The organism is Polaromonas sp. YR568 (genome assembly GCF_943369415.1).
Classification (GTDB): domain Bacteria; phylum Pseudomonadota; class Gammaproteobacteria; order Burkholderiales; family Burkholderiaceae_C; genus Polaromonas.
Genome location: NZ_CALRNF020000026.1, coordinates 48476 through 71460, shown reverse-complemented (window position 1 = coordinate 71460; position 22985 = coordinate 48476). Strand labels below are relative to the sequence as shown.

Here is a 22985-nt window from a genome sequence, read left to right as displayed (position 1 = left end):
CGGACGCTTAAAGCCCGCTCAACCGGCGAGCCTGAACGCCGCGGCCAGCCGCTCCTGCTCCCGGGGAGGGATATGCAGGCTGCCGGCGATTCTGGGCCACTGCTGCACCACGGTCCGGCTGCGCGCGATGACGTCGTCCGCAATCTTCTTCGAGACCCGGAAAAAAGGCGCGACGGATTGCGCGAGATCGAGGTCCAGCGCGTTGTCGGCCTCGCTGACGTTGAGCTTCAGGCCATGCGACCCGGGCACAGGGTTCATGTCGTAGGCCTCGGACAAGCGCCAGCCCTTGCCGGGCACGAGTAGAAAGCCGTGATTGCGCAAATGGTCGTCGGTGTTGGAGACGAGCATGTTGAACACGATGCGCGACCAAAGCTCACGCAGGTCGGCGTCGGTTTGCGCCCCGTGCTCTATCAGGACCTGGGCGATCTCCAGATAGCTCGCGCCCGCTGAACCATCGTCTCCGTCCAGACGGCCGGTAAGCGTCATCGCCGAGGCGAAATGAAGCCGCCCCTGCGGTGTGCGGTCGAATCGCCGGACAAGAAAGGTGTGGTGCGGACTTGCGAATTTGCGCGCCAGGCTTTGCGGCACGGCGAGCCCGCATCCCCTGGCGAGGGTCTGCACCACCAGTTCCCAGGCACCCACGTCGTGTTCATCGCGCACGCTGGGGAACTTGGCAATCCACAGCTGTTCCTGCGGATCGGCCACACTGGCTTTGGGACGCGCGCCGCCCAGCGAGCCGCCGGGCGCGATCAGCATGCGCAGCCATTCGCCGCCTGCGGCCGAGGTGTTGTCTTCGTCCCGCTCCAGCGCCAGGCTGGCCGCTTCCAGTTCCCGCAGCTGTACGAACGGCGGTGCGGCCGTACCGCCCTGGTTGTCGAGAAAATCACCTTCATCATTGAGGCGCAGACGCAAGGCGCCGGAGCGGTAGGCATCGTGCACGCCCAAAAGGTAATCTGATTCGTGCAGGCGCGCGGCCTGGGCAACCTGCCCGGCCCGTTGCGCGCGCTCCAGCCGGCGGCGCATCAGCAAGCGGCCCCAACGATCGGGGCTCGCATCGGCGAACACGCCGAAGTTATCGTGGCCTTGCGGCGGATGTTGCCGCCCTTCAAAGAGGCCAAGCCGGGGATCCAGGTGAAGATTCCGGGTGGCGGGGTGCGCAAGCGCGGCGGCATCAAACTCGAACTCGAAGACTTCCCGGCCCGCCCCGCGCCGGGCATGCAGCAATCCCAGGCGCAGCGGCTGCGCGAGCCCGGCCCAGTGCGCGTAGACGGCGATGGTCGCGGGCATGCGTCAACGCACCTTCTTTAGCGGCGCCGAGGGGTCGAGCAGGTCGGCCAGCGCCTCAGAACTGGCGAAGTCACCTTTGCTGATCCAGTCCCGCACATCTTCCGACGCCATCGGCGAGGTCTGGCCTTCATTGGGCGGAGACTCCAACCGGTCCCGCTCCTCGTGCGCTGGGGAGGGTGACATCGCGGCGAGCGCCTTTTGCATCTGCTCGCCCGGCAAGGAACTGAATAACTCGCGCAGTTGTTCCGCTGGCAGTTTTTCGATCGCACGGCGGAGTTCCGCCGTGACATCGTCACCTGGTATCGGCAGCTTGGCCGTCTCTGATTGTTTGTCTGCCGGCGGCGTCGCTGGCCGCGTCGTCCTGGCACGTGCGGGCAACTGCGCATCCTGCAGTTCGCGGCCGACGGCGTCGACCTGGCCGAGCAGGTTGAGGTCTTTTTCGATACCGAGCACCTGCATGACCGCCAGGTAAGCACCCATGGTGACGCCCGCCCCCCCGCGCTCCAGGCTGCGCAAGGTCATGGGCGCCATGCCGGCGCGTTCCGCCACCTGCTTGGCAGGCAAGCGCCGGCGTAGCCGCGCCAAGCGCAGGCGATCACCGAACTGCCGCAGCAGCCCGGCTGAGGCTGGTAGCAGAGGAGCGGTTTTTTTAGCCATAAGATAGATATATTAGTTATTTTTCGTCAAAAACAACAAAATATTTACATTTTTAGTTTTCATGTTCACTAAATTTTTAAAGTGTCAATATTATGGCCTTATGAAGATTAAATCGCCATAATTCAACGCAATTGATTGACTCAGCGCCATGCTTACTGGGCCAAGCCCTTCACATCAGCGATTGGCCGAGCCGCCTGAAGCCGAATATCTTTACCCGTCAATTCCCGCCCCACCACCTTCCGAATCTCCGCAATCAAGGCCCGCGCCCCCGGCGACGCCAGCGCGCCGGCGCGCTGCGTCACCCCGATCTGGCGCTGGGTCTTGGCTAGCGGAAAGTCGAGCACCACCAGCGCGCCCGCGTCGATCTCGTAATGCAGCTGGTGGGCCGAGATCGCCGTGACCATGTCGCTTTGCAGCAGCAGGCCGCGCAGGATGGCGAGGTCGCCGGTTTCCACCGCCGGCACGGGGGACGGCTGCGACGATTCGCGGAAGGAGCGTTCGAACAGCTCGCGCGACGGCGACCCGGGGCGCGACAGCACCCACTGGGTGCGGCGCAGGGCCTCAAAGCCGATTCGCCGCGCGCGCGCCAGCGGGTGGCCGGCGCGCACGATCAGCGAGATGCGGTCGTCGAACAAGGCCTCCTGCACGAACTCCGGGGTGTCCTGCGCCGGCCTGAGCGCGCCCAGGATGAAATCGATGTCGCCGCTGCGCAGCGCGGAGGCCAGCGCTTCATAAGGGCTTTCGACGGTGCTGACGTGAAGCTGGGGGTGCTGCGCGACCAGCGCGGCAATCGCCGAGGGAACGATGAGGGTTCGCCCCAGCGGCAAGGCGCCGACCACCACCTGGCCCTGCACCACGCCGCGAATCGCGGCGAGGTCTGAATCGATGCTGCGCAGTTCGGACAGCGCGCGCTTGAAACGGAAGGCCAGCGCCGTGCCAGCCCGCGTGGGCGTGACGCCCCGGGCGGAGCGCACAAACAGCGCCAGCCCGAAGCGGGCTTCCAGCTCGCGCACCAGGGCGCTGATGGCCGGTTGGGTGATGCCGAAGGCGCGGGCTACGGCGGGCATGTTGTGCAGCTCGGCCAGGCTGGCGAACACGGCCAGCCGCTGGCCGCTGAACATCGCGGCCAGCAAGGCGCGCGCGTCGACCGCGCCCGCGCCGGCCGGTTGGAGCCCCGCCAGTTCAGCGCAGGCGGCCGCGAACTCCCGCTCGACCCGCCGGGCGCGCGGCAGCACGGCCTGGCCGAAGCCGTTGAGCAGCATGCCGCGCGCCTTGCGCTCGAACAGCGGCGCGCCCAGCCTGGCTTCAAGCTCGGCCACCGCGCGCGTGACCGCCGAGGCCACGCGAAACAGCGCCTCGGCGGCCTGGGTTACGCTGCCGGCGGCCGCCACGGCCGAGAAGGCCTGCAGGTGGCGCAGGTTGATGCTCCACGCCGCCGGGTTGGGGTTACCCATGGGCTGGTCGATAAGTTTTTTGCGAGGCACAAAACCTATCTTCCGCGATCCCACAACTGGAGGCAAGAACAAGCAGCTCCAGAATCTTGTTTCATCGATAAACAAACAAGAACGCATAGCAAGCGGAAATCAAGCCGCAAGCGCCGCTGCCCGCCCACAATCAAAGCCATGCCAAGGTCCGTGCCGGTCCCTTTCTTTGCGAACAGCGGCCGGCAAACGTTTACATCCACTCCACAGAAAGCCCCAGCGTGATCATCGACTGCCACGGCCACTACACGACCGCCCCCAAAGCCCTGGAAGACTGGCGCAACCGCCAGGTCGCCGGCCTCAAAGACCCGGCGCAGGCGCCCTCGCCGGCCGAACTGAAGATCAGCGACGACGAACTGCGTGAATCGATTGAGCAGAACCAGCTGCGCAAGATGCGCGAGCGCGGCAGCGACCTGACGATTTTTTCGCCGCGCGCCAGCTTCATGGCCCACCACATCGGCGACTTCAACACCAGCGCGACCTGGGCCGCGATCTGCAACGAGCTGTGCCACCGCGTGGCGCAACTCTTCCCCGACAACTTCATAGGTGCGGCCATGCTGCCGCAGTCGCCGGGCGTCGACATCCGCACTTGCATCCCCGAGCTGGAGCGCTGCGTCAGGGACTACGGTTTTGTCGGCATCAACCTGAACCCGGATCCTTCGGGCGGGCACTGGACATCGCCGCCGCTGTCCGACCGCTACTGGTACCCGATCTACGAAAAAATGGTGGAGTACGACATCCCGGCCATGGTGCACGTGAGCACCAGCTGCAACGCCTGCTTCCACACCACGGGCGCGCACTACCTGAACGCCGACACCACGGCCTTCATGCAGTGCCTGACTTCGGACCTGTTCACCGACTTTCCCCAGTTGCGCTTTGTGATCCCCCACGGCGGCGGCGCCGTGCCCTACCACTGGGGGCGCTTTCGCGGCCTGGCACAGGAGCTCAAAAAGCCGCTGCTGAAAGACCACCTGCTGAACAACATCTTCTTCGACACCTGCGTCTACCACCAGCCGGGCATAGACCTGCTGACCAAGGTGATCCCGGTGGACAACATCCTGTTCGCCAGCGAAATGATTGGCGCCGTGCGGGGCATAGACCCGGAAACGGGATTTGCGTTCGACGACACGCAACGCTACATCGAGGCCGCGCCACTGCTCAGCGCTGAAGACCGCCACAAGGTCTACGAAGGCAATGCGCGGCGCGTCTACCCGCGGCTGGACGCCGCGCTGAAAGCCAAAGGACTTTGACCATGAGCACCCAGGAACTCGGCGTGGTACGCCGCAACATCACCCGCGCCGATGCGGCGGCCGTGCAAAAACTCTCGCGCTTCGGCGTCGCCACCGTCCATGAGGCCATGGGCCGGCTGGGCCTGATGAATCCCACCATACGCCCCATCTACACCGGCGCCCACCTGTGCGGCACCGCCGTCACCGTGCTGCTGCAGCCGGGCGACAACTGGATGATGCACGTCGCCGCCGAACAGATTCAGCCCGGCGACGTGGTGGTGGCAGCCTGCACCGCCGACAGCACCGACGGTTTCTTCGGCGACCTGTTGGCCACCTCCTTCCGCGCGCGCGGCTGCAAGGGCCTGGTCATAGACGGCGGCGTGCGCGACATCAAGGACCTGACCGCCATGGACTTCCCGGTGTTCAGCCGCGCCATCCATGCCAAGGGAACGATCAAGGCCACGCTGGGCTCGGTGAACGTGCCCGTGGTGTGCGCGGGCGCGATGGTGAACCCGGGCGACGTGGTGATTGCCGACCTTGATGGTGTGGTGGTCGTGCCCGCCGCGCTGGCGCAGCAGGTGGCCGATGCGGCCGAGGCGCGCGAAGCCAATGAAGTCGCCAAACGCGCCAGGCTGGCCGCCGGCGTGCTGGGCCTGGACATGTACGGCATGCGCGAGCCGCTGGCCAAGGCCGGGCTGCGCTACATCGACTGAGGTTTAAACCCGGCGGCGTAGACGAGGGGGCCGCGTCAAGCCGCGGGCTTGCGCCGTTTCCAGATCACACCGTCCACCAGGTAGTGATGAAAGTTCACGGTGAAATGCAGGATGAACACGGTGGGCATGCCCAGCCAGAGCAGTTGCCGGCCGGCCACCGACAGCGCTTCGTACATCACCGCGCCCAGCACCAGGCAAAGGGCGAGGTATTTGCCCGCGTTTTTGAATGGCTTCACGAGGCGGTGAAGCTTCTGGGTGTCGAGGCGCCCTTGTGCATCACGGCGAACGTTTTGCAGCCAGACAAACTGCAGGTATTGCAGGTTGTGCCAGATATTCACCACCAGCCAACCCGAGGTGATGTCGGTGACCCACAGGTAGGCGACGGCTGTGACGAGCAGGTGCGATGCCACAAACAGGCTATGCCCCGCCTTGAGCCGCCCAGCCATCGCAAGGCGTACTTGCCGGTAGCCCCACCATGCGCAAACAAAGATGGTGACAATACCTGTCGCGCCTGTCAGCGCGGCGTCGACGGGTGGAAGGTAAATGGGATAGCCATAAAAGGAGTCGGGAGCCGTTGTGCACCGGTGCATCAAGCCCCACAGCGGAAAGAGGTAGATCAGGGTTTCAGACAAACGATCAGGGCCGGCTGCTTGCGGGTCAGCCCTTCTGTACGCTCTTGAAATACCGAAGGACTGCCGGGCGACATGGTAGGTCTGGGCAATAAAGTACAGGGTGAACAGGCCGCCCAGCTCATAGGCCAGCGCCACCATGGTGACCAGGACAAGCACGACGGGCGGCAAACCAAAAATCAGGAACCAGTGCCTTTTGATGTGGGCTTTGTCAAACCCGATCCGGGTATAGGTGGCAATGACGTGGGGGCTGGCAAACAACCAGATGTCCACCAGCACCACCGCCACAAACATCGCGGGCGAGATCGTCGCCAATGCGCCCAGGACCAGCGCGATGCCGACCGTGCCAAAGAGGAACAGCCCGTCAAATCGTGGCCCGTAGAGAAAGGGGCCACGATTGGCGGTACCCACCGGCCAGCGCGGGTTCATGTCACCGGCAGAATAACGGGAGGTGGCCGCGTTGAGCCCGGGGGGACGTATTTTGGCGGCCGGGTGAATTGGGTTCTTGGCCGAAGATTGCGTTCCGTCGACGCCTTGATCTGCTCGTATGCGCTGTTGAGGCCGGCCTCAAACCGCGAAGCCAGCGTCAGCCTGCCGGGCATGGCAGATAAACCAGCGGGCGGCAATGTCTGGTAGGGGTCATACCACGGGCTGGATTCACAAGGGTAGCAAAGCCCATCGGCATCAAACTGGCTCCGGAATTGAATGGAATAGACCACCCCGCCAGGTTTATCGCCGTCGATGGGAAATGAAAATGTCACAACAGAATCAGAGGCATCGGCGGCAGGATTGCTGTCGCGCAACAGGATGAAACCGGCATCCGTGAGGGCACGGACCCACTCCCGCTTCAGATCCAGCAGTTTGACATTGACGTAGGAGTTGTCGTAAGCCCAGCGATTACGCTCTCCGCCCCATGCGTTTTTGTAATCAAAACCGCGCTGGGGATCCAGGTAGTTCAGGGATTTGCTTTTGACTGACGAATACGCTTGGTCGATGTCCGGGTAGAGCCTGCTGCTCAGATCGTACTGGACCATCCATGGAAATTTCCCGATGTCCGCTTCGTCCTGTATTTTTCCCCATCGCAAAAAACAATTCATGCACCGGCCATTGACAACAGTGCCGTCTACCTTGAATCCAAAAATCACAACGCCGTATTTGCCATTCTTGTCCACGGGATAAGAAAATCGAAAAATTGTGGCGCTGTCTGCGTCTTTTTTGGCGGCAAGCAGGGTGAAGCCGGATTCCACAAACGAATCAGTCAGGATTTGATTCAAATCCTGCACTCTGATGTTTTTGTAGGTCGCCATCGGGAATGCGTTCGGCGTTCCTATTTGCCTTGTTGCAATCGGATTTGCAAGCTGCTGGGCGCTTGAAATGGAAAAACATCCCAACCCCAGGATCAATGCCAAGAAAACGGCAATTCTGGACAACATTTTTCGATACCCCCCGTTGACGTTATCCACGGATTAAACATCATGGCCGTCTTCATCAAGAGGAGTTTTTATCTCGATTGGATGCCGCATCGAACCTAATTCACCGACCTCCCAACCGTTTTGGCCATAAAAAAAGCGCCTGAAGAGGCGCTTTTTTTATGGATGCAGCCTGTGGGCCGCATCAGCCAAGCCGGCTCAACCCTGGTGAGGGCGCTTGCCTGGGTTCTTTTTGCTGCGGGTGTGCGAGCCGCGCTCCAGGCTGATCTTCTGGCCGCGGCCGGTCGTGATGGTGAAGCCCTTGGGCGGCACGGGTTTGGGGGCGCAGATGTCGGCTTCGACTCTGATTTTCTTGGACATGGAAGACTCCGGTTAAAAATGGCGTAGCCCGTGATTTTAAGCCACTCCGGGTCCGCAGCCCCGATCGGGGCTTATAGAACCCGTTCGCGGCCTGAACCGGGCCGTTGGACGGTTAAAAACTCTCAGGCATACAAGGCGGCCGGCGCCTGCTCCCAGGCGTCCTGCTTCTGGGCCGCCGTCAGCGCGCGCACCACGGGCTCCCAGGTGCTGGCATAGGCCGGCAGCGCGTCGGGTGTAAAGGCGGTGTGCGGCCAGTCGGAGCCCCAGACCAGGTGCCGGCCGAACAGCCCCGCCACCTTCAGCAGGGTAGCGTCCAGCGCCTCATAGGGCGCCGTGGCGCCCAGGCGGTACCAGCCCGAGAGTTTGACCCAGGCACCCTGCGCGGCGAGCTGTTCCAGTGCCTGCCAGGCCGGGTGGCCGCCCGGCACGCCGGGGTGCATGCCCGCGAGATGGTCCAGCACCGCCGGCACCGGGCTGCCCGCATGCAGGGCCGCGATGACGGGCAGGTCCCGGGGCGAGGCATACCACTGCACGTGCCAGTCGAGTTCGCGCAGGCGCGGCGCCAGGGCCTTGAAGCTGTCCAGGGCGCTTTGCCCTTCCTGGGCATCTCCCGGCGTGAGGCTGGCGCCGACGGGCGACACCAGGTTAAAGCGCACGCCGCGCACGCCCAGCGCATGCATGGCGGCCAGGGTCGCATCGTCGACCGAGGGAGGCAGCACCACCACGCCGCGGTGCCGGCCCTGCCCGGCATCCAGGGCATCGAGCAGCACGCTGTTGTCGGTGCCGTACACGCTGGGCTGCACCAGCACCAGGTGGCCGAAGCCGTTGGTGCGGGCCAGTTTTTCGATGTCCGCCAGCGGCCTGTGCGCGGGCCGGTAATGGCCCTCGGCCACCGCTGCCTGGGCATCGAACACATGGACGTGGCTGTCCCAGCAAGGCGCCACCCGGTCTATCGCTGCATCCTGCATGGCTAAAACCTCCCCCTTAACCCGCGGTGATCTTGCGGTCCTTGACGATGCGGCCCCATTTGAGCTGCTGGGCTTTGAGGAATGCCTGCGTCAGGCCTTCGGGGCCGTCGGGGAACACCTCGCCGCTCAGGCTGCGGATGCGGCCCAGCACCTCGGGGTCGGCCATGGTCTTGCGGATGGCGGCAATCAGCGCGGCCTTGGACCTGGCATCTATGCCGGCGGGCGCCAGCACCGGGTTCCATTCGAGCACCTCGTAGGCCGGCACGCCGGCCTCTTCCATGGTCGGCATGTCGGGCAGCGAGCGCGTGCGGCGCCGGCTGGTCACCGCCAGCGGACGCAACCGGCCCGACTGGATCTGCCCCAGCGAGGAAGCCACGTTGGCGAAGAACAGCGGCACCTGGCCGGCCATCACGTCGTTCATGGCCGGGCCGCCGCCACGGTAAGGCACGTGCACCAGCTTGACGCCGGCCAGGTCCTCAAACAGCGCGCCGGCCAGGTGCTGGGCCGAGCCGTTGCCCGAGGAGGCGTAGGCGATCTGCCCCGGTTTGGCCCTGGCCAGGCGGATCAGGTCCTTGACGCTTTTGGCTTCAAAGCCCGGCGTGCACACCAGCACGTTGGGAAACTGCGCCAGCACGGCCAGCGGCGCGAAGGCCGTTTCGGTGTCATAGGGCAGCTTGGGATAAAGCGCGGGATTGACGGCAAACGATGAGGCATCGACCAGCAGCTGGGTGCCGTCGGGCACGCCGCGCGCCACCTGGGTCGCGGCAATCTGGCCGCCGGCGCCGGGCTTGTTGTCGACCAACACGCTCTGGCCCAAAAACTCCGCCATGCGCGGCGCGATCAGGCGCGCCATCAGGTCGGCGCCGCCGCCGGCGGCATAGGACACCACCAGCGTGATGGGCTTGCCGCCGGCGATCTGCCCCGCCGCCCGGGCGGCGAAGGCCCAGGGTGCGGCGACGGCCGCGCCCGTGGCCTGCAGCATGAGGCGGCGGGAGCGGTTCAGCGGCCGGGCCGCGATGGGATGGTTTTTGGCGCTGTGCGGCATGGTTCCTCCGGTTGTAATGATGGGTTCAGGTGATGGCGACGGTGTAGTGAAAGGCGTGGGCGTCGCCGCGCGTGTAGCGCACTTCGACGCAATGGCCGGCCAGGTCGTAGGCGCAGCGCGTGACCAGCGCGCAGGGATGGCCGGCGGGCAGGGCCAGGAATTTTGCCTGCGCCGCCGTCAGCGCGCCGAAGGCGATTTCATCGACCGCGCGGGCCACGTGCACGCCGCAGCGCTCGGCAAACATGGGGTACAGCAGGTCGCCCCAGCTTTGCGCGTCGCCCTCGGCCAGGCCGCCAAACAGCGCCAGCGGCAGCCAGATCTCCTCATAAACACAGGGCTCGCCCGACAGCGAGCGCACGCGTTGCAGCCGCAACGCGGTGTCGCCGCGCGCTAGGCCCAGGCGGCGCGCCACCTCGGCGGGCGCCGCCAGCAACTGGCGCGAAGCGATGCGCGAGACAGGCACTTCGCCCGTGCCCTTGCCGAAGCGGAAAAACCGCATCATGGTGGCGCCCGCCATGCCGGCGCGCACAAAAGTGCCGCGGCCGTGGATGCGCTCTATCAGCCCCTGGTCGGCGAGCAACTCCAGCGCGCGGCGCAAGGTGCCCAGTGCCACACCATGCTCTGCGGACAGCGTCTGCTCGGCCGGCAAGGCGCTGCCCGGCGGCCATTCGCCCGCCACCACGCGCGCGCGCAGGGCGGCGGCCAGCGCGGCATAGCGGCTTTGGCCCGGTTCGGCGGGCACCACGGTCAGGCAGGGTATTGCAGGCGTTGCGATGATTGATCTAGTCCTATAGATGACTTGATCATGTCATGCGTTCACGCCACCGGCTCTCGGGGTTTTCACGGGGCGTTTGCCGGCGCGCCAGAAAAAAAGGCGGCGCCCGGAACGGGCGCCGCCTTGATGCGGAGTCTTGAAACGCGTTATTCGATGGTAGCGCCGGAAGCCTGCACGATGCTCTTCCATTTCACGTAGTCGGTCTTGAGCAGGCTGGAGAACTGGTCCGGCGTCATGTTTTGCACTTCAGCGCCCTGGGCGTGGATGGCGGCTTTCATGTCGGCCGTGGCCAGCAGCTTGTTGACCTCGGCATTGACCGTGGCCACGATGTCCTTGGGCGTGCCGGCCGGCATGAAGAGGCCGTACCAGGTGCTGACGTCAAAGTCCTTGTAGCCGAGTTCGGCCACGGTGGGCACGTCGGGCAGCGAGGTGCTGCGGCGGGCCGAGGTGACGGCCAGCGGGCGCAGTTTGCCGGACTTGATCTGGGCGATGGCCGAGGGCAGCGAAGACACCATGAGGTCCACATTGCCGGCCAGCACGTCCATCATGGCCGGGTTGGAACCCTTGTAAGGCACGTGGCGCAGCTTGATGTTGGCGGCGCTGTTGAAGATTTCGCCGGCCAGGTGAATCGTCGTGCCGTTGCCGGGCGAGCCGTAGGTGATGCTGTCGGGCGCGGCCTTGGCGGCGGCCACCACGTCGGCCAGGGTCTTGAAGCGCGACTGCACGCCTGTCACGATGACGACCGGCGTGTAGGCCACGTGGGCCACGGCCACCAGGTCCCTCGTCGGGTCGTAGCTCAGGTTTTTGTAAAGCCAGGGCGCGACGACCAGGTTGTCCTTCTGGCCCATGACCATGTCATAGCCGGTGGGCGCCGAGCGCACGGCCTCGGCAATGCCTATGGTGCCGCCGGCGCCGCCGCGGTTGTCGGGAATCACCGTCCATTTGCTCACCTCGGTGAGCTTGTTGGCCACCAGGCGCGACAGGATGTCGGTGCCGCCGCCGGGCGGGAAGGGCACGATCAGGCGAATCGGTTTGGCCGGGTAGGTCTGGGCCTGCGCGGCGCAGAGCACCAGTGCGAGGGCGATGAAGGACAGGATCTTGCGAAGCATGGGGAAAAGTCTCCTTATGGGGCTTGCAAGCATAAGGCGTGAAGGAAAGACACGCCCGCCGCAGCCGGATTGACCGATGATTTTATTCCCGGCCTGTCTATACAAGATAAGGGCATGCCTGGGGGCCGCAGCCGTGATCGGCGGCGGCAGGCTTCGTGGCCGGCGATGCCTAGATCATCTCCAGCGGCACAGCCTTTGACGGCGGCCGGAAAAGTGCATCGAGTTCCGCAAGCTGCTCGCCGCTGAGCTCAACCTCCGCCGCCGCGACGTTCTCGCGCAAGCGATCAGGATGGCCGGTTTTGGGAATCGCGATCACGCCTTCCTGCGCCAGCAGCCAGGCCAGCGCGGCCTGGGCCGGCGGCATGCCGTGGCGTTTGGCGAAGCCGGCCAGGCCCGCATGGCGCAGCAGGCGCGCCTGCTCGATCGGGGAATAGGCCATGACGGGAATGCGCCGCTCGCGCAGCCAGGGCAGCAAATCCCACTCGATGCCGCGGCGCGAAAGGTTGTAAAGCAGCTGGTTGGCCTGCACACCCTGCCCGCCGGGCTGGGCCCACAGCTCTTTCATGTCGGCGATGTCCAGGTTGCTGACGCCGTAGTGCCGGATCTTGCCGGCCTTTTGCAGCGCCATGAAGGCCTGCAGGGTTTCCGCCAGCGGCACCGAGCCGCGCCAGTGCAGCAGGTAAAGGTCGATGCGGTCGGTGCGCAGCCGTTTCAGGCTGCGCTCGCAGGCCGCCGCCACACCGGCCTTCGAGGCATTGTGCGGATACACCTTGGTGACGATAAAGGCTTCATCGCGGCGCCCTTGCAGCGCCTCGCCGACCAAGTCCTCGGACAGGCCTTCGCCATACATCTCCGCGGTGTCGACGAGTGTGCAGCCCAGGTCCAGGCCCAGCCGCAAGGTGGCGAGTTCACCGGCGCGCCGCGACCGCGAATCGCCCATGTTCCAGGTGCCCATGCCCAGGGCGGGGACGGCTTCGCCGCAGGGCAGCAATACGGTTTTCATGCGAAGCATCTTAGCGCCGCGGGGTCGATGCCGGCACATGTCAGTGATGCGCTTATGGAATCAATGGAGGCCGAAGAATTCATGTTTGCGGCGGCCCCGCGACGTAGCATGGCATGGCTTTCACCGCGCCACGCGCCTACCCGTTGGAGAACCGACATGAAGATCATTCGAAGCAAGGATTTCACCGCCGAACGCGCCTGGGGCGCGATGACGGTGGCGAATATGCAGGGCATCACCACCCGGCTGCACTGGACCGACAAGCCCTACAAATGGCACATCAACGAGGGCGAAGAAGTGTTTGCCGTGCTCGACGGCCGCGTCGAGATGCGCTACCGCGACAACTGCGGCCAATGCTCGGTCATGCTGGAAACCGGCGACATCTTTTTCGCCAGCGCCGGCACCGAGCACGTCGCCTCGCCGGTCGGCGAAGCGCGCGTGCTGGTGGTGGAAGTGGAGGGCAGCGACTGAAACGTCCCCCGCCCGCTGCCCGGTCTCTTTTTTCCGGGCATTACACACTGTTTCATCGCCCCTGAAAATCACGCACTCTTTACCGCCTGTTAGCACTCCCTCCATCTTGGGGCACCGTGGGATAGGTATGGTGGTCCCAACGACATAAAGAGGGCGTGCGCCATGACCAGCACCGACATCCATCCAGGCAACGACACCACCGGCCCCGCGTTCCGGGGCTTTCGCTTTTCCGACCTTTACTGGTACCTCGCGCTGCTGGTGCTCGCCTTTGTGCTGGCCTTGCTGCAGCCCGTCGTCTGGGCGCAGTCCGCGCCGCAAGGCGAGGCGCTTGACCCGCCAGGCCGCGTGGCCCGGCTCAACCTGGCCGAAGGCAGCGTGAGTTTTGCACCGGGCGATGCCGGCGATGCCTGGTCGCTCGCGGAACCCAACCGGCCGCTGACCGCCGGCGACAGGCTGTGGACCGGGCCCCTGGCCCGCGCAGAGGTCTATGCCGGCTCCACCGCCGTGCGCATGAACAGCCAGACCAGCCTGGATTTGCTCGCGCTGGACGACAACAGCACCCAGCTGCGCCTGGCCCAGGGCACGCTCAAGCTGCGCGTGCGCACCCTGTTTGAAGGCCAGCGGCTCGAAGTCGACACGCCCAACCTGGCGTTTGTGGTGTCGCAGCCCGGCGACTACCGCCTGGACGTGGACCCGGCCGGCAATACCACTCGCGTGGTCGCGCAGTCGGGCGGCGGCGTGATTTACGGCGACGGCTCGGCCTCCGTCAACCTGGCCAGCGGGCAGCAGGCCAACTTCACCGGCACGCAACTTGCGCCGGCCGGCCCCGGCGCCACACGGCAGGATGATTTCGACCAGTGGGCCGCCAGCCGCGACCGGCTCGAAGACCAGTCCGTGTCGGCGCGCTACGTGCCGCGCGAAACCGTGGGTTACCAGCAGCTCGACAGCTACGGCAACTGGAGCCAGGACCCCAGCTACGGCGCCGTCTGGATACCGCACGCCGTGCCCGCCAACTGGGCGCCCTACCGGGTGGGCCACTGGGCCTGGGTTTCGCCCTGGGGCTGGACCTGGGTGGACGACGCGCCCTGGGGTTTTGCGCCCTTTCACTACGGCCGCTGGGCGCAGATCGGCCCGCGCTGGGCCTGGGTGCCGGGCCGGCTGGCGCCGCGCCCGGTCTATGCCCCCGCGCTGGTCGCCTTTGTGGGCGGCGGCAGCGGCGGCGTGAGCTGGAACATTTCCATAGGCGGCGCGGCGCGCCCCGGCGTGGGCTGGTTCCCGCTGGCGCCCGGCGAGGCCTTCCGCCCGGCCTACCGCGTGAGCCCGCGCTACGTCACCCAGGTGAACCACAACATCGTGGTCCACAACACCGTCAACACCACCAATATCACCAACGTCTACCGCTACCAGCGCCAGCCTGGCGCCGTCACCGCCGTCAGCCGCGAGGACTTCGAGCGCGGCCGGCCGGTGCGCGGCAACCCGCACACCTTGAGCAGCGCCGACCTGGGCCGCGCCCAGCTGGTCGCGGACCGCGCCGCCCTGCCGCAGCGCCCCAGCCCGGCCGAGATGCGCGAGCGGCAGCGCCCCGCGGCCGCCAACGCCCTGCCACCGCCCAACGTCGCGGTTCGGCCGGTCGTCAGCAAGCGCGACGACCGCCGGGACGGCCAGCGCGCTCAGCGGGAACAGCTGCAAGCCCCCCAGCTGGAACAGCAACGCCGCCAGGGTGAAGAAGCCATAGGCACCCGCGCCCTGCGCGAGCAGGCCCAGCGCGACGCGCGCGCCCGCAACGAGGCCCAGGAACGCGCCCAGGCGGCCAACGCCGAAGCCACCGCCAGCCGCCACGCCGCCGAACAGGCCCAGCGCAGCCAGCAGCAAGCCCAGCGCGAACAGCAACGCCAGGAGAGGGCACGACAGGAGCAGCTGCAAGCCCCCCAGCTGGAACAGCAACGCCGCCAGGGTGAAGAAGCCATAGGCACCCGCGCCCTGCGCGAACAGGCCCAGCGCGACGCCCGCGCCCGCAGCGAGGCCCAGGAACGCGCCCAGGCGACCAACGCCGAAGCCACCGCCAGCCGCCACGCCGCCGAACAGGCCCAGCGCAGCCAGCAACAAGCCCAGCGCGAACAGCAACGCCAGCAGAGGATTCAGCAGGAACAACTGCAAGCCCCGCAACTGGAACAGCAACGCCGCCTCGGCGAAGAATCCATAGGCAGCCGCGCCCTGCGCGAGCAGGCCCAGCGCGACCAGCAAAACACCCGCCAGCAGCAGCCCCGCGGCGATGGCAGCCCGGGCCGCAACCGCGAACCGTCCCCGCCCTAGCCCGCGACGCGAGGGCAGAGGCCGTTCGCCAAAGCCCGTCCTGCCAAGCGCGCCGCCGCAGCCCGCGAAGCGAGGGCTGCCCCCTCCCCCACCGCAAGCAAGAAGCGCGGAGTCCGCTCGCACAACGCCCTCAGGGCTAGGCGCGCCGCCGCAGACAGTGCACCAGCACGGCAAGGCGGCGCAACAACGCCATGAGGGCGTTTTGCGGGCGGACTCAGGGTTGCCCATGACGCAAAACTACCTAAGGGTCTAACCCGGTATCGCCTAGGGGGGCGGATAGCTAGGATGACCACCTGTGTTTCACGGGCCCTGCCCGCGGTTGCATGCCCGCCGCGGCCGCCCTGGCGCCCCGTGATCCAACCCCCTTACCTGCCGGAGAGCAATTTGCCAGTGGAGTTCATTCTCGAAACACGGGGACTGACCAAGGAATTCAAGGGATTCGTGGCCGTCAACAACGTGGACCTCAAGGTCCAGCGCGGGCACATCCACGCGCTGATCGGGCCCAACGGCGCCGGCAAGACCACCTTCTTCAACCTGCTGACGAAGTTCCTCACGCCGACGCGCGGCAGCATCGTCTACAACGGCACCGACATCACCTTCGAGCAGCCCGCGCAGACCGCGCGGCGCGGCATCGTTCGCTCCTTCCAGATCTCGGCCGTGTTCCCGCACATGACGGTGCTGGAAAACGTGCGCGCGGCGCTGCAGCGCAACCTGGGCACCTCCTTCCACTTCTGGAAAGCCGAAGACACGCTGTTCCACCTGCATGATCGCGCCCGCGAATTGCTGGCCGAGGTCGACCTCAGCGGCTTCGCCGACGAACTGACCGTCAACCTGCCCTACGGCCGCAAGCGCGCGCTTGAACTCGCCACCACGCTGGCGCTGGAGCCCGAACTCATGCTGCTCGACGAACCCACCCAGGGCATGGGCCACGAGGACGTGGACCGCGTGACGCAGCTGATCAAAAAGGTTTCAGTGGGCCGCACCATCCTGATGGTCGAACACAACATGAACGTGGTGTCGTCGATTGCCGACCGCATCACGGTGCTGCAGCGCGGCGCCATCATCGCCGACGGCCCGTATGCCGAAGTGGCAAAAAATCCGCTGGTGATCGAGGCCTACATGGGCACGGCGAACACCGAGTTGCAGGGAGCGCATTAGATGTCAAAAGAGCTCCTCAAACTGGAAGACCTCAACGCCTGGTACGGCGAGTCGCACATCCTGCATGGCGTGAACCTCAGCGTCAACGAAGGTGAAGTCGTGACCCTGCTGGGCCGCAACGGCGCCGGCCGCACCACCACCATGCGCGCCATCGTCGGCATGACGGGTGCGCGCAAGGGTTCCATCAAGATCAACAGCGAAGAAGCCATCAAGCTGGCGCCGCACAAGGTGGCCCGGCTGGGCGTGGGCTACTGCCCCGAAGAGCGCGGCATTTTCGCCAGCCTCACGGCCGAAGAAAACCTGATGCTGCCGCCCACGATTGGCCCGGGCGGCATGAGCCTGGACGAAATCTACGCGATGTTCCCCAACCTGAAGGAACGCGCCGGCAGCCCCGGCACACGCCTGTCGGGCGGCGAGCAGCAGATGCTGGCCGTGGCGCGCATTTTGCGCACCGGCGCGCGCCTCCTGCTGCTCGATGAAATCTCCGAAGGCCTGGCGCCCGTCATCGTGCAAAAACTCGCCGAGATGATCCTCACGCTCAAGGCCAAGGGTTACACCATCGTGCTGGTCGAGCAGAACTTCCGTTTCGCCGCGCCGCTGGCCGACCGCTTCTACGTCATGGAGCACGGCCGCATCGTCAAGCAGTTTGCGCAGAGCGAGCTGGCCGGCAACATGGGCATGCTGCAGGAATACCTGGGCGTCTGACGCCGGGCGCACCCAACTTTTTCAGTCCTTTCGATTTTCCCACCCAAGCTCACCCCATCCATAACAGGAGACAACCATGAAACTCAAAGCACTTGTTGCCGCACTCGCCCTGGGCCTTACCGGCACCGCCTTCGCGCAGACCACCGGCCCGATCAAGATCGGCATCATCACCGACATGTCCAGCCTGTATGCCGACATCGACGGCCCCGCCGGCGCTGAAATGCTCAAGTGGGCCGTGCAGGATTTCGGCGGCAAGGTGCTGAACCGCCCCATCGAAGTGCTGAGCGCCGACCACCAGAACAAGGCCGACGTCGCATCGTCCAAGGCCCGCGAGTGGATCGACAAGGACGGCCTGCAGATGCTGATTGGCGGCACCAACTCCGGCACGGCGCTGGCCATGTCGAAAGTCACCACCGAAAAGAAAAAGCCCTTCATCGCCATCGGCGCCGGCTCCGCCCGCCTGACCAATGAAGACTGCTCGCCCTACACCGTGCACTACGCCTACGACACGGTGTCGCTGGCCAAGGTGGCCGGCTCCGCGCTGGTCAAGGCCGGCAACAAGAGCTGGTACTTCCTGACCGCCGACTATGCCTTCGGCTACTCGCTGGAAGGCGATGCTTCCACCGTGGTCAAGGCCAACGGCGGCACCGTCGCCGGCACCGTGCGCCACCCGCTGAACGCCTCCGACTTCTCGTCCTTCCTGCTGCAGGCGCAGTCGTCCAAGGCGCAGATCCTGGCCCTGGCCAATGCCGGCGGTGACTTCACCAACGCCATGAAGGCTGCCAAGGAATTCGGCATCGGCAAGACCATGAAGGTTGCCGGCCTGCTGGTGTTCATCAACGACGTGCACTCCCTGGGCCTGGCCAACACCGAAGGCCTGCAGCTGGCCGACAGCTGGTACTGGAACCAGGACGACGCCTCGCGCAAGTTCGCCAAGCGCTTCTTCGACAAATACAAGCGCATGCCTTCCAGCCTGCAGGCGGCCGATTACTCGGCCACCATGAACTACCTGAAGGCCGTGCAGACCGCCGGCACCACCGATTCCGACAAGGTCATGAGCACGCTCAAGGGCATGAAGATCGACGACTTCTACAACAAGGGCCAGATCCGCGCCGACGGCCGCATGATCCACGACATGTACCTCTACGAAGTCAAGAGCTCCAAGGATTCCGGCACGCCATGGGACTACTACAAGACCATCGCCAAGGTGCCCGGCGAGCAGGCCTTCACCACGGTGGCCGAATCCAAGTGTTCGGCGCTCAAGAAGTAACTCAACTCGACCCGACTCAAGCGCGCAAGCCTTGAACTGACGGCAAGAAGACAAGAACGGGGAAGAACGGGGGTCCGAACCAGCCGGTCATTCGCAGGAATGGCCGGCTGCTTCCTTGAAAGGCCCTCGCGCTTTCGCCACAAATAACGATAACGGTGTCCTGACAGGTTCCCATGGAAATTTTCGGTATTCCCCTGCAAGCGTTTATGGGCCAGCTGATGCTGGGCCTGGTCAATGGCGCCTTCTACGCCATGCTGAGCCTGGGGCTGGCGGTGATTTTCGGCCTGCTGGGCATCGTCAACTTCGCGCACGGCGCGCTCTACATGCTGGGCGCCTTCGCCGCCTGGATCATGCTCGACCAGTTCGGCCTGAATTACTGGTTCGCGCTGGTGCTGGCGCCGCTGACGGTCGGCATCCTCGGCGTCATCATCGAACGGCTTTTCCTCAAACACCTGTACAAGCTGGACCCGCTTTACGGCCTGCTGCTGACCTTCGGGCTGGCGCTGGTGCTCGAAGGCGTGTTCCGTGAAATCTACGGCGTCTCGGGCCAGAACTACAACGTTCCCGACCTGCTGGCCGGCTCCATGGACCTCGGCTTCATGCGCCTGCCGATTTACCGCGCCTGGGTGGTCGTGGTGTCGCTGGTGGTCTGCCTGGGCACCTGGTTCCTGATCGAGCGCACGCGGCTGGGCGCCTACCTGCGCGCCGGCACCGAAAACGCGCCGCTGGTGCAGGCCTTCGGCGTCAACGTGCCCATGATGGTCATGCTGACCTACGGCGCCGGCGCCGCACTGGCGGCGCTCGCCGGCGTGCTGGCCGCGCCCATCATCCAGGTCAACCCGCTCATGGGTTCCAACCTGATCATCGTGGTCTTCGCCGTCGTGGTCATCGGTGGCATGGGTTCCATCCTCGGCTCGGTCATCACCGGCCTGGGCCTGGGCATCGTCGAAGGCCTGACCCGCGTGTTCTACCCTGAAGCCTCCAACATCGTGGTGTTCGTCATCATGGTGATTGTTCTCATGTTCCGGCCCGCCGGCCTCTTCGGAAAAGAGGTCTAAAGATGCCGGCCCCCACGCTTTTCACTTCGTGTAATGCGCTGCCCCCCGAGGGGGTGCTGCGCCTGCGGCCCGGCAAAGCCGGTTCCGCGGCCCCTGCTGGTACTGCAAGCCCGTGCCCGCCGCTTGGCTCGATGGATATCTGAATGAACAACGCAAAAAAATTGACCCGCATCACCTACGTCGCGCTGCTGGCCCTGGCACTGGCCGCCCCGCTGCTCGGCCTCTACCCGGTGTTTGTGATGAAGCTGCTGTGCTTCGCCCTTTTCGCCTGCGCCTTCAACCTGCTGCTGGGTTTTACCGGCCTGCTGTCTTTCGGCCATGCGGCCTTCTTCGGCTCGGCGGCTTACGTCACCGGCTGGTTCATCAAGTCGCAGGGCTGGACACCCGAGCTGGGCCTGCTGGCCGGCGCGGTGGCGGCCGGGCTGATAGGCCTGCTGGTCGGCCTGGTGGCGATACGCCGCCAGGGCATTTATTTCGCCATGATCACGCTGGCGATTGCGCAGATGGTGTATTTCGTCTGCCTGCAGGCGAGCTTTACCGGCGGCGAGGACGGCCTGCAGGGCGTGCCGCGCGGCAAGCTCTTCGGCCTGCTACCGCTCGAGTCCGACATCTCGCTGTATTACGTGGTGCTGGCGGTGTTTGTGGGCTGCTTCCTGTTCATCTCGCGCATCGTGCATTCGCCCTTCGGCCAGGTGCTCAAGATGATCCGCGAGAACGAGCCGCGCGCCATCTCGCTGGGCTACAACGTGGACCGCTACAAGCTGCTGGCCTTTGTGCTGTCGGCCGCGCTGGCCGGGCTGGCCGGTTCGATGAAGACCCTGGTCATGGGTTTTGCCACGCTGTCCGACGTGCACTGGTCCATGTCCGGCGAAGTCATCCTGATGACGCTGCTGGGCGGCGTGGGCACCTTCTTCGGCCCGGTCATGGGTTCGGGCATCGTGATCGCGCTGCAGAACCTGCTGGCCGACAAGGTCGGCTCCTGGGTCACCGTCATCATCGGCGCCATCTTTGTGCTGTGCGTGCTGGCCTTCCGCAAGGGTGTGATCGGCGAGCTGCAGGCCTTTCTGGAGCGCCGCCGGAACGCCGCCAAGGTGGCATCGCAGCGGGCCTGAGCGGCCGCAGCGCCCACAAAAAAAGCGCGCAGGACCTGCGCGCTTTTTTTTGGGCAAGCCCAGGTTCAGGCGATCAAGGCCCGTCCGTCGACAGCGCGTAATTCACATGCTGCGGCAGCACCAGCTGCCCCTGGCCGTTGGGCACGGCCTCGATGTGGATCTGCGGCTGCGCCGCGCGCACGCCGCCAAAAATGGTGGCAAACGCAATGTCGGCCGCATCCCTCCCCGTGGCAAAGCGCACAAAGCCCATGGGGATCGCCGTGCCGGAAGGGTCGAACATATACCAGCGGTCGCCCAGGTAGACCTCCACATAGGCATGGAAATCCGGCGGGCCCAGCACCGGGTCGGCGCCGTAGTCCATGCCGCTGGCCATGCGCGCCGGCAGATTGGCGGCGCGGCACAGCGCGATCATCAGGTGCGCAAAATCGCGGCACACGCCCACCCGTTCGATCAGCGTGTCGATCGCCGAGGTCGTGCTGTTGCTGGTGTTGCCCTGGAAGCTCACATGCTGCTGCACCCAGTCGCAGATCGCCCGCGCCCGGCCGTAGCCCAGCGGCAGGTGGCCGAACTGGCTGTTGGCCAGTGTCAGCAAACGGTCGGACTGGCAATAGCGGCTGGGGTACAGATAAGGCAGCACTTCACCGGGCAAGGCCAGCGGGCTCAGTTCAGGCAACGAGCCCGGCTGCGCCTCGAAGTGGACCAGGTCCACCACCGCCGTATAGCTCAGCGTGAAATTTCCCGGTTCGGCGTGCACACGCAGAAACCGGCTTTGCGTCGCCGGGTCGGTGTAGCTGCTCGTGAGCACCGGCTGGCTCAAGCCCAGCGACTCGTGCACCACCAGCTGGCGCGGTGTGTACGCCGCCTGGATGTTGAAGATAAAGTCCGCACCCGGTGCCATGACCTCATAGCCGAGCACGGTGGAAAATTCAAGCCTGACCATGGGATGCCTTATGCCTTTGCCTTGGGGGTTGGCTCCAAAGGAGCCGGTGTGTCCGCGGCGAGCGGAATCGTTCGCCATTGCCACCCATTAGGCGCGCAAAAAAGACCTGCATTCAGCGTTGGCGAAATTTGCCGGGATGCCTTGCCCTTCAAAACCGACAGGCCGGCGTCGCCCGCGCCTACAAGAAGCCCTAGGCAGCGCGAAACTCGCGCCGATAGGCCGACGGGGAAGTCCCCAAGGTCGCCGCGAAATGCTGGCGCAGCGACACCGCCGAGCCGAATCCCGCATCGAGCGCGATCTGCTCCATCGAGCGGTCCGTAGCCTCCAGCTGGCGCTGGGCCAGCCCCAGCCGCTGGCTGGTCAGCCACTGCCCCACGGTGGTGCCCGTGACCTGCCGGAAATGCCGCGTGAATGTGCGCCGGCTCATCAGCGCGCGCGCCGCCAGGGCATCCAGGGTGTGCGGCCGGCCCAGGTTTTTCTGCACCCAGGCCAGGATGGCCGACAGCCGGTGGTCCGCGCCCGTGGCCGGCAAGGGCTGCTCCACATACTGCGCCTGCCCGCCCTGGCGCTGCGGCGCCACCACCATGCGGCGCGCCACGCGGTTCGCCACCTCGGCGCCGTAGTCCAGGCGCAGCACATGCAGGCAGCAATCGATGCCGGCCGCCGTGCCCGCGGACGTCAGCACGTCGCCGTCGTCCACATACAGCACGTCGGGCTGCAACCGCACCTGCGGGTAGCGCGCGGCGAATTCACCGGCCAGCGCCCAGTGCGTGGTCGCCGGCCGCCCGTCCAGCAGCCCGGCTTCGGCCAGCACGAACGCGCCCAGGCACAGGCCCACGATGCGCGCGCCGCGCTTGTGCGCAGCCCGCAAGGCCTTGAGCAGGGCCTCGGGCGGGCGCTCCATAGGGTCGCGCCAGGACGGCACCACGATGGTCTGCGCCTTCGCGAGCGCGCCCAGGCCTTTTTGCACGCTGATGCCGAAGCCCGAAGTCGTGCTCAAGGTGCCCGGCTTTTCGGCGCACACCACCAGCTTGAAGCGCGGCCCGTCGCTCACTGAAAAGTCGTTGCCAAACACCATGCAGGGCACCGACAGATGAAACGGGCTGATGCCGTCGAATGCGACCACGGCCACTGTGTTGCCCGCATGTGCGGCGGATTTGGCCGATGGCGCGGCTTTGCGGGCTGAAAGCGGGGTGCGCGGTGACATGGCCCGATTTTATCGACTATTGGCATTCGGGCCACTGTCGCGAAAACCTGCCGGGCTCAACAATCCCC

22 protein-coding genes are annotated in these 22985 nt (G+C 65.5%); 9 read left to right on the top strand and 13 right to left on the bottom strand.

Features of this window, described 5'->3' with window-relative positions; all coding sequences use genetic code 11:
* Nucleotides 1-18: 18 nt before the first annotated feature.
* The 3 genes from ACLV74_RS16730 to ACLV74_RS16720 all read right to left on the bottom strand — a co-directional run bounded on the left by ACLV74_RS16730 (nucleotide 19) and on the right by ACLV74_RS16720 (nucleotide 3428).
* Nucleotides 19-1287, bottom strand: coding sequence for a type II toxin-antitoxin system HipA family toxin (locus ACLV74_RS16730; RefSeq protein WP_411880530.1), 1269 nt, complete (start codon nucleotides 1285-1287; stop codon nucleotides 19-21).
* Nucleotides 1288-1290: 3 nt separating this feature from the next.
* On the bottom strand, nucleotides 1291-1944 hold the full coding sequence (locus ACLV74_RS16725; RefSeq protein WP_411880529.1) for a helix-turn-helix domain-containing protein: 654 nt from the start codon (nucleotides 1942-1944) through the stop codon (nucleotides 1291-1293).
* Nucleotides 1945-2096: 152 nt separating this feature from the next.
* On the bottom strand, nucleotides 2097-3428 hold the full coding sequence (locus tag ACLV74_RS16720; RefSeq protein WP_411880528.1) for a LysR family transcriptional regulator: 1332 nt from the start codon (nucleotides 3426-3428) through the stop codon (nucleotides 2097-2099).
* A gap of 218 nt (nucleotides 3429-3646) precedes the next feature.
* On the opposite strand from ACLV74_RS16720, the gene ACLV74_RS16715 reads away from it, so the two are divergent.
* Together ACLV74_RS16715 and ligK are read left to right on the top strand one after the other, a co-directional pair.
* Entirely contained in the window at nucleotides 3647-4675 is a 1029-nt protein-coding gene (locus ACLV74_RS16715) for an amidohydrolase family protein (protein WP_411880527.1), read from the top strand.
* A gap of 2 nt (nucleotides 4676-4677) precedes the next feature.
* Complete coding sequence (gene ligK / locus ACLV74_RS16710) at nucleotides 4678-5367, top strand: 4-carboxy-4-hydroxy-2-oxoadipate aldolase/oxaloacetate decarboxylase (protein WP_411880526.1); 690 nt, start codon at nucleotides 4678-4680, stop codon at nucleotides 5365-5367.
* Between the two features lie 35 nt (nucleotides 5368-5402).
* Here ligK and ACLV74_RS16705 read toward each other — a convergent pair whose 3' ends face one another.
* From ACLV74_RS16705 to ACLV74_RS16670, 8 genes are all read right to left on the bottom strand, one after another.
* Nucleotides 5403-6425: a hypothetical protein gene (locus ACLV74_RS16705; RefSeq protein ID WP_411880525.1), complete on the bottom strand. Its 1023-nt coding sequence runs from the start codon at nucleotides 6423-6425 to the stop codon at nucleotides 5403-5405.
* Nucleotides 6422-7459 carry a hypothetical protein gene (locus tag ACLV74_RS16700; RefSeq protein ID WP_411880524.1) on the bottom strand — a complete coding sequence of 346 codons (1038 nt, stop codon included), beginning with the start codon at nucleotides 7457-7459 and terminating at the stop codon, nucleotides 6422-6424. Before ACLV74_RS16700 ends, ACLV74_RS16705 begins: the two co-directional genes overlap by 4 nt.
* Before the next feature lie 165 nt (nucleotides 7460-7624).
* On the bottom strand, nucleotides 7625-7786 hold the full coding sequence (locus ACLV74_RS16695; RefSeq protein WP_411880523.1) for a hypothetical protein: 162 nt from the start codon (nucleotides 7784-7786) through the stop codon (nucleotides 7625-7627).
* A gap of 122 nt (nucleotides 7787-7908) precedes the next feature.
* Entirely contained in the window at nucleotides 7909-8754 is an 846-nt protein-coding gene (locus tag ACLV74_RS16690) for an amidohydrolase family protein (protein WP_411880522.1), read from the bottom strand.
* A gap of 16 nt (nucleotides 8755-8770) precedes the next feature.
* A complete protein-coding gene (locus ACLV74_RS16685; protein ID WP_411880521.1) occupies nucleotides 8771-9799 on the bottom strand; it encodes a tripartite tricarboxylate transporter substrate binding protein in 1029 nt (342 codons plus the stop codon).
* 25 nt (nucleotides 9800-9824) lie between these two features.
* Complete coding sequence (locus tag ACLV74_RS16680; protein WP_411880520.1) at nucleotides 9825-10541, bottom strand: GntR family transcriptional regulator; 717 nt, start codon at nucleotides 10539-10541, stop codon at nucleotides 9825-9827.
* Between the two features lie 179 nt (nucleotides 10542-10720).
* Entirely contained in the window at nucleotides 10721-11683 is a 963-nt protein-coding gene (locus tag ACLV74_RS16675; protein WP_411880519.1) for a Bug family tripartite tricarboxylate transporter substrate binding protein, read from the bottom strand.
* A gap of 169 nt (nucleotides 11684-11852) precedes the next feature.
* Nucleotides 11853-12686, bottom strand: a complete 834-nt coding sequence (locus ACLV74_RS16670) for an aldo/keto reductase (RefSeq protein ID WP_411880518.1) — start codon at nucleotides 12684-12686, stop codon at nucleotides 11853-11855.
* Nucleotides 12687-12842: 156 nt separating this feature from the next.
* Here ACLV74_RS16670 and ACLV74_RS16665 point away from each other — a divergent pair, with 156 nt between their 5' ends.
* From ACLV74_RS16665 to ACLV74_RS16635, 7 genes are all read left to right on the top strand, one after another.
* On the top strand, nucleotides 12843-13154 hold the full coding sequence (locus ACLV74_RS16665; protein WP_092130131.1) for a cupin domain-containing protein: 312 nt from the start codon (nucleotides 12843-12845) through the stop codon (nucleotides 13152-13154).
* A gap of 162 nt (nucleotides 13155-13316) precedes the next feature.
* Nucleotides 13317-15467 (top strand): DUF6600 domain-containing protein, encoded by a 2151-nt coding sequence (locus tag ACLV74_RS16660; protein WP_411880517.1) that lies wholly within the window; start codon nucleotides 13317-13319, stop codon nucleotides 15465-15467.
* A 384-nt stretch (nucleotides 15468-15851) separates the two neighbouring features.
* Nucleotides 15852-16625, top strand: coding sequence for an ABC transporter ATP-binding protein (locus ACLV74_RS16655; RefSeq protein ID WP_411880548.1), 774 nt, complete (start codon nucleotides 15852-15854; stop codon nucleotides 16623-16625).
* A complete protein-coding gene (locus ACLV74_RS16650) occupies nucleotides 16626-17330 on the top strand; it encodes an ABC transporter ATP-binding protein (RefSeq protein ID WP_411880516.1) in 705 nt (234 codons plus the stop codon). It begins immediately after the preceding gene.
* A 76-nt stretch (nucleotides 17331-17406) separates the two neighbouring features.
* A complete protein-coding gene (locus ACLV74_RS16645; protein ID WP_411880515.1) occupies nucleotides 17407-18600 on the top strand; it encodes an ABC transporter substrate-binding protein in 1194 nt (397 codons plus the stop codon).
* 173 nt (nucleotides 18601-18773) lie between these two features.
* A complete protein-coding gene (locus tag ACLV74_RS16640) occupies nucleotides 18774-19658 on the top strand; it encodes a branched-chain amino acid ABC transporter permease (RefSeq protein WP_411880514.1) in 885 nt (294 codons plus the stop codon).
* Between the two features lie 143 nt (nucleotides 19659-19801).
* Nucleotides 19802-20770, top strand: a complete 969-nt coding sequence (locus tag ACLV74_RS16635; RefSeq protein ID WP_411880513.1) for a branched-chain amino acid ABC transporter permease — start codon at nucleotides 19802-19804, stop codon at nucleotides 20768-20770.
* A 73-nt stretch (nucleotides 20771-20843) separates the two neighbouring features.
* Here ACLV74_RS16635 and ACLV74_RS16630 read toward each other — a convergent pair whose 3' ends face one another.
* Together ACLV74_RS16630 and ACLV74_RS16625 are read right to left on the bottom strand one after the other, a co-directional pair.
* Nucleotides 20844-21710, bottom strand: coding sequence for a transglutaminase-like domain-containing protein (locus ACLV74_RS16630; protein WP_411880512.1), 867 nt, complete (start codon nucleotides 21708-21710; stop codon nucleotides 20844-20846).
* A 190-nt stretch (nucleotides 21711-21900) separates the two neighbouring features.
* The gene (locus ACLV74_RS16625; RefSeq protein ID WP_411880511.1) at nucleotides 21901-22917 is read right to left on the bottom strand and encodes a GlxA family transcriptional regulator; all 1017 of its coding nucleotides are present in this window, start codon (nucleotides 22915-22917) and stop codon (nucleotides 21901-21903) included.
* Nucleotides 22918-22985 lie beyond the last annotated feature (68 nt).

Bases quoted from the DNA above. Each gene is read 5' to 3' on its own strand.
- ACLV74_RS16730 (WP_411880530.1), bottom strand. From the start codon at position 1,287: ATGCCCGCGACCATCGCCGTCTACGCGCACTGGGCCGGGCTCGCGCAG.
- ACLV74_RS16725 (WP_411880529.1), bottom strand. From the start codon at position 1,944: ATGGCTAAAAAAACCGCTCCTCTGCTACCAGCCTCAGCCGGGCTGCTG.
- ligK (WP_411880526.1), top strand. From the start codon at position 4,678: ATGAGCACCCAGGAACTCGGCGTGGTACGCCGCAACATCACCCGCGCC.
- ACLV74_RS16705 (WP_411880525.1), bottom strand. From the start codon at position 6,425: ATGAACCCGCGCTGGCCGGTGGGTACCGCCAATCGTGGCCCCTTTCTC.
- ACLV74_RS16695 (WP_411880523.1), bottom strand. From the start codon at position 7,786: ATGTCCAAGAAAATCAGAGTCGAAGCCGACATCTGCGCCCCCAAACCC.
- ACLV74_RS16690 (WP_411880522.1), bottom strand. From the start codon at position 8,754: ATGCAGGATGCAGCGATAGACCGGGTGGCGCCTTGCTGGGACAGCCAC.
- ACLV74_RS16685 (WP_411880521.1), bottom strand. From the start codon at position 9,799: ATGCCGCACAGCGCCAAAAACCATCCCATCGCGGCCCGGCCGCTGAAC.
- ACLV74_RS16675 (WP_411880519.1), bottom strand. From the start codon at position 11,683: ATGCTTCGCAAGATCCTGTCCTTCATCGCCCTCGCACTGGTGCTCTGC.
- ACLV74_RS16670 (WP_411880518.1), bottom strand. From the start codon at position 12,686: ATGAAAACCGTATTGCTGCCCTGCGGCGAAGCCGTCCCCGCCCTGGGC.
- ACLV74_RS16665 (WP_092130131.1), top strand. From the start codon at position 12,843: ATGAAGATCATTCGAAGCAAGGATTTCACCGCCGAACGCGCCTGGGGC.
- ACLV74_RS16660 (WP_411880517.1), top strand. From the start codon at position 13,317: ATGACCAGCACCGACATCCATCCAGGCAACGACACCACCGGCCCCGCG.
- ACLV74_RS16650 (WP_411880516.1), top strand. From the start codon at position 16,626: ATGTCAAAAGAGCTCCTCAAACTGGAAGACCTCAACGCCTGGTACGGC.
- ACLV74_RS16645 (WP_411880515.1), top strand. From the start codon at position 17,407: ATGAAACTCAAAGCACTTGTTGCCGCACTCGCCCTGGGCCTTACCGGC.
- ACLV74_RS16640 (WP_411880514.1), top strand. From the start codon at position 18,774: ATGGAAATTTTCGGTATTCCCCTGCAAGCGTTTATGGGCCAGCTGATG.
- ACLV74_RS16635 (WP_411880513.1), top strand. From the start codon at position 19,802: ATGAACAACGCAAAAAAATTGACCCGCATCACCTACGTCGCGCTGCTG.
- ACLV74_RS16630 (WP_411880512.1), bottom strand. From the start codon at position 21,710: ATGGTCAGGCTTGAATTTTCCACCGTGCTCGGCTATGAGGTCATGGCA.
- ACLV74_RS16625 (WP_411880511.1), bottom strand. From the start codon at position 22,917: ATGTCACCGCGCACCCCGCTTTCAGCCCGCAAAGCCGCGCCATCGGCC.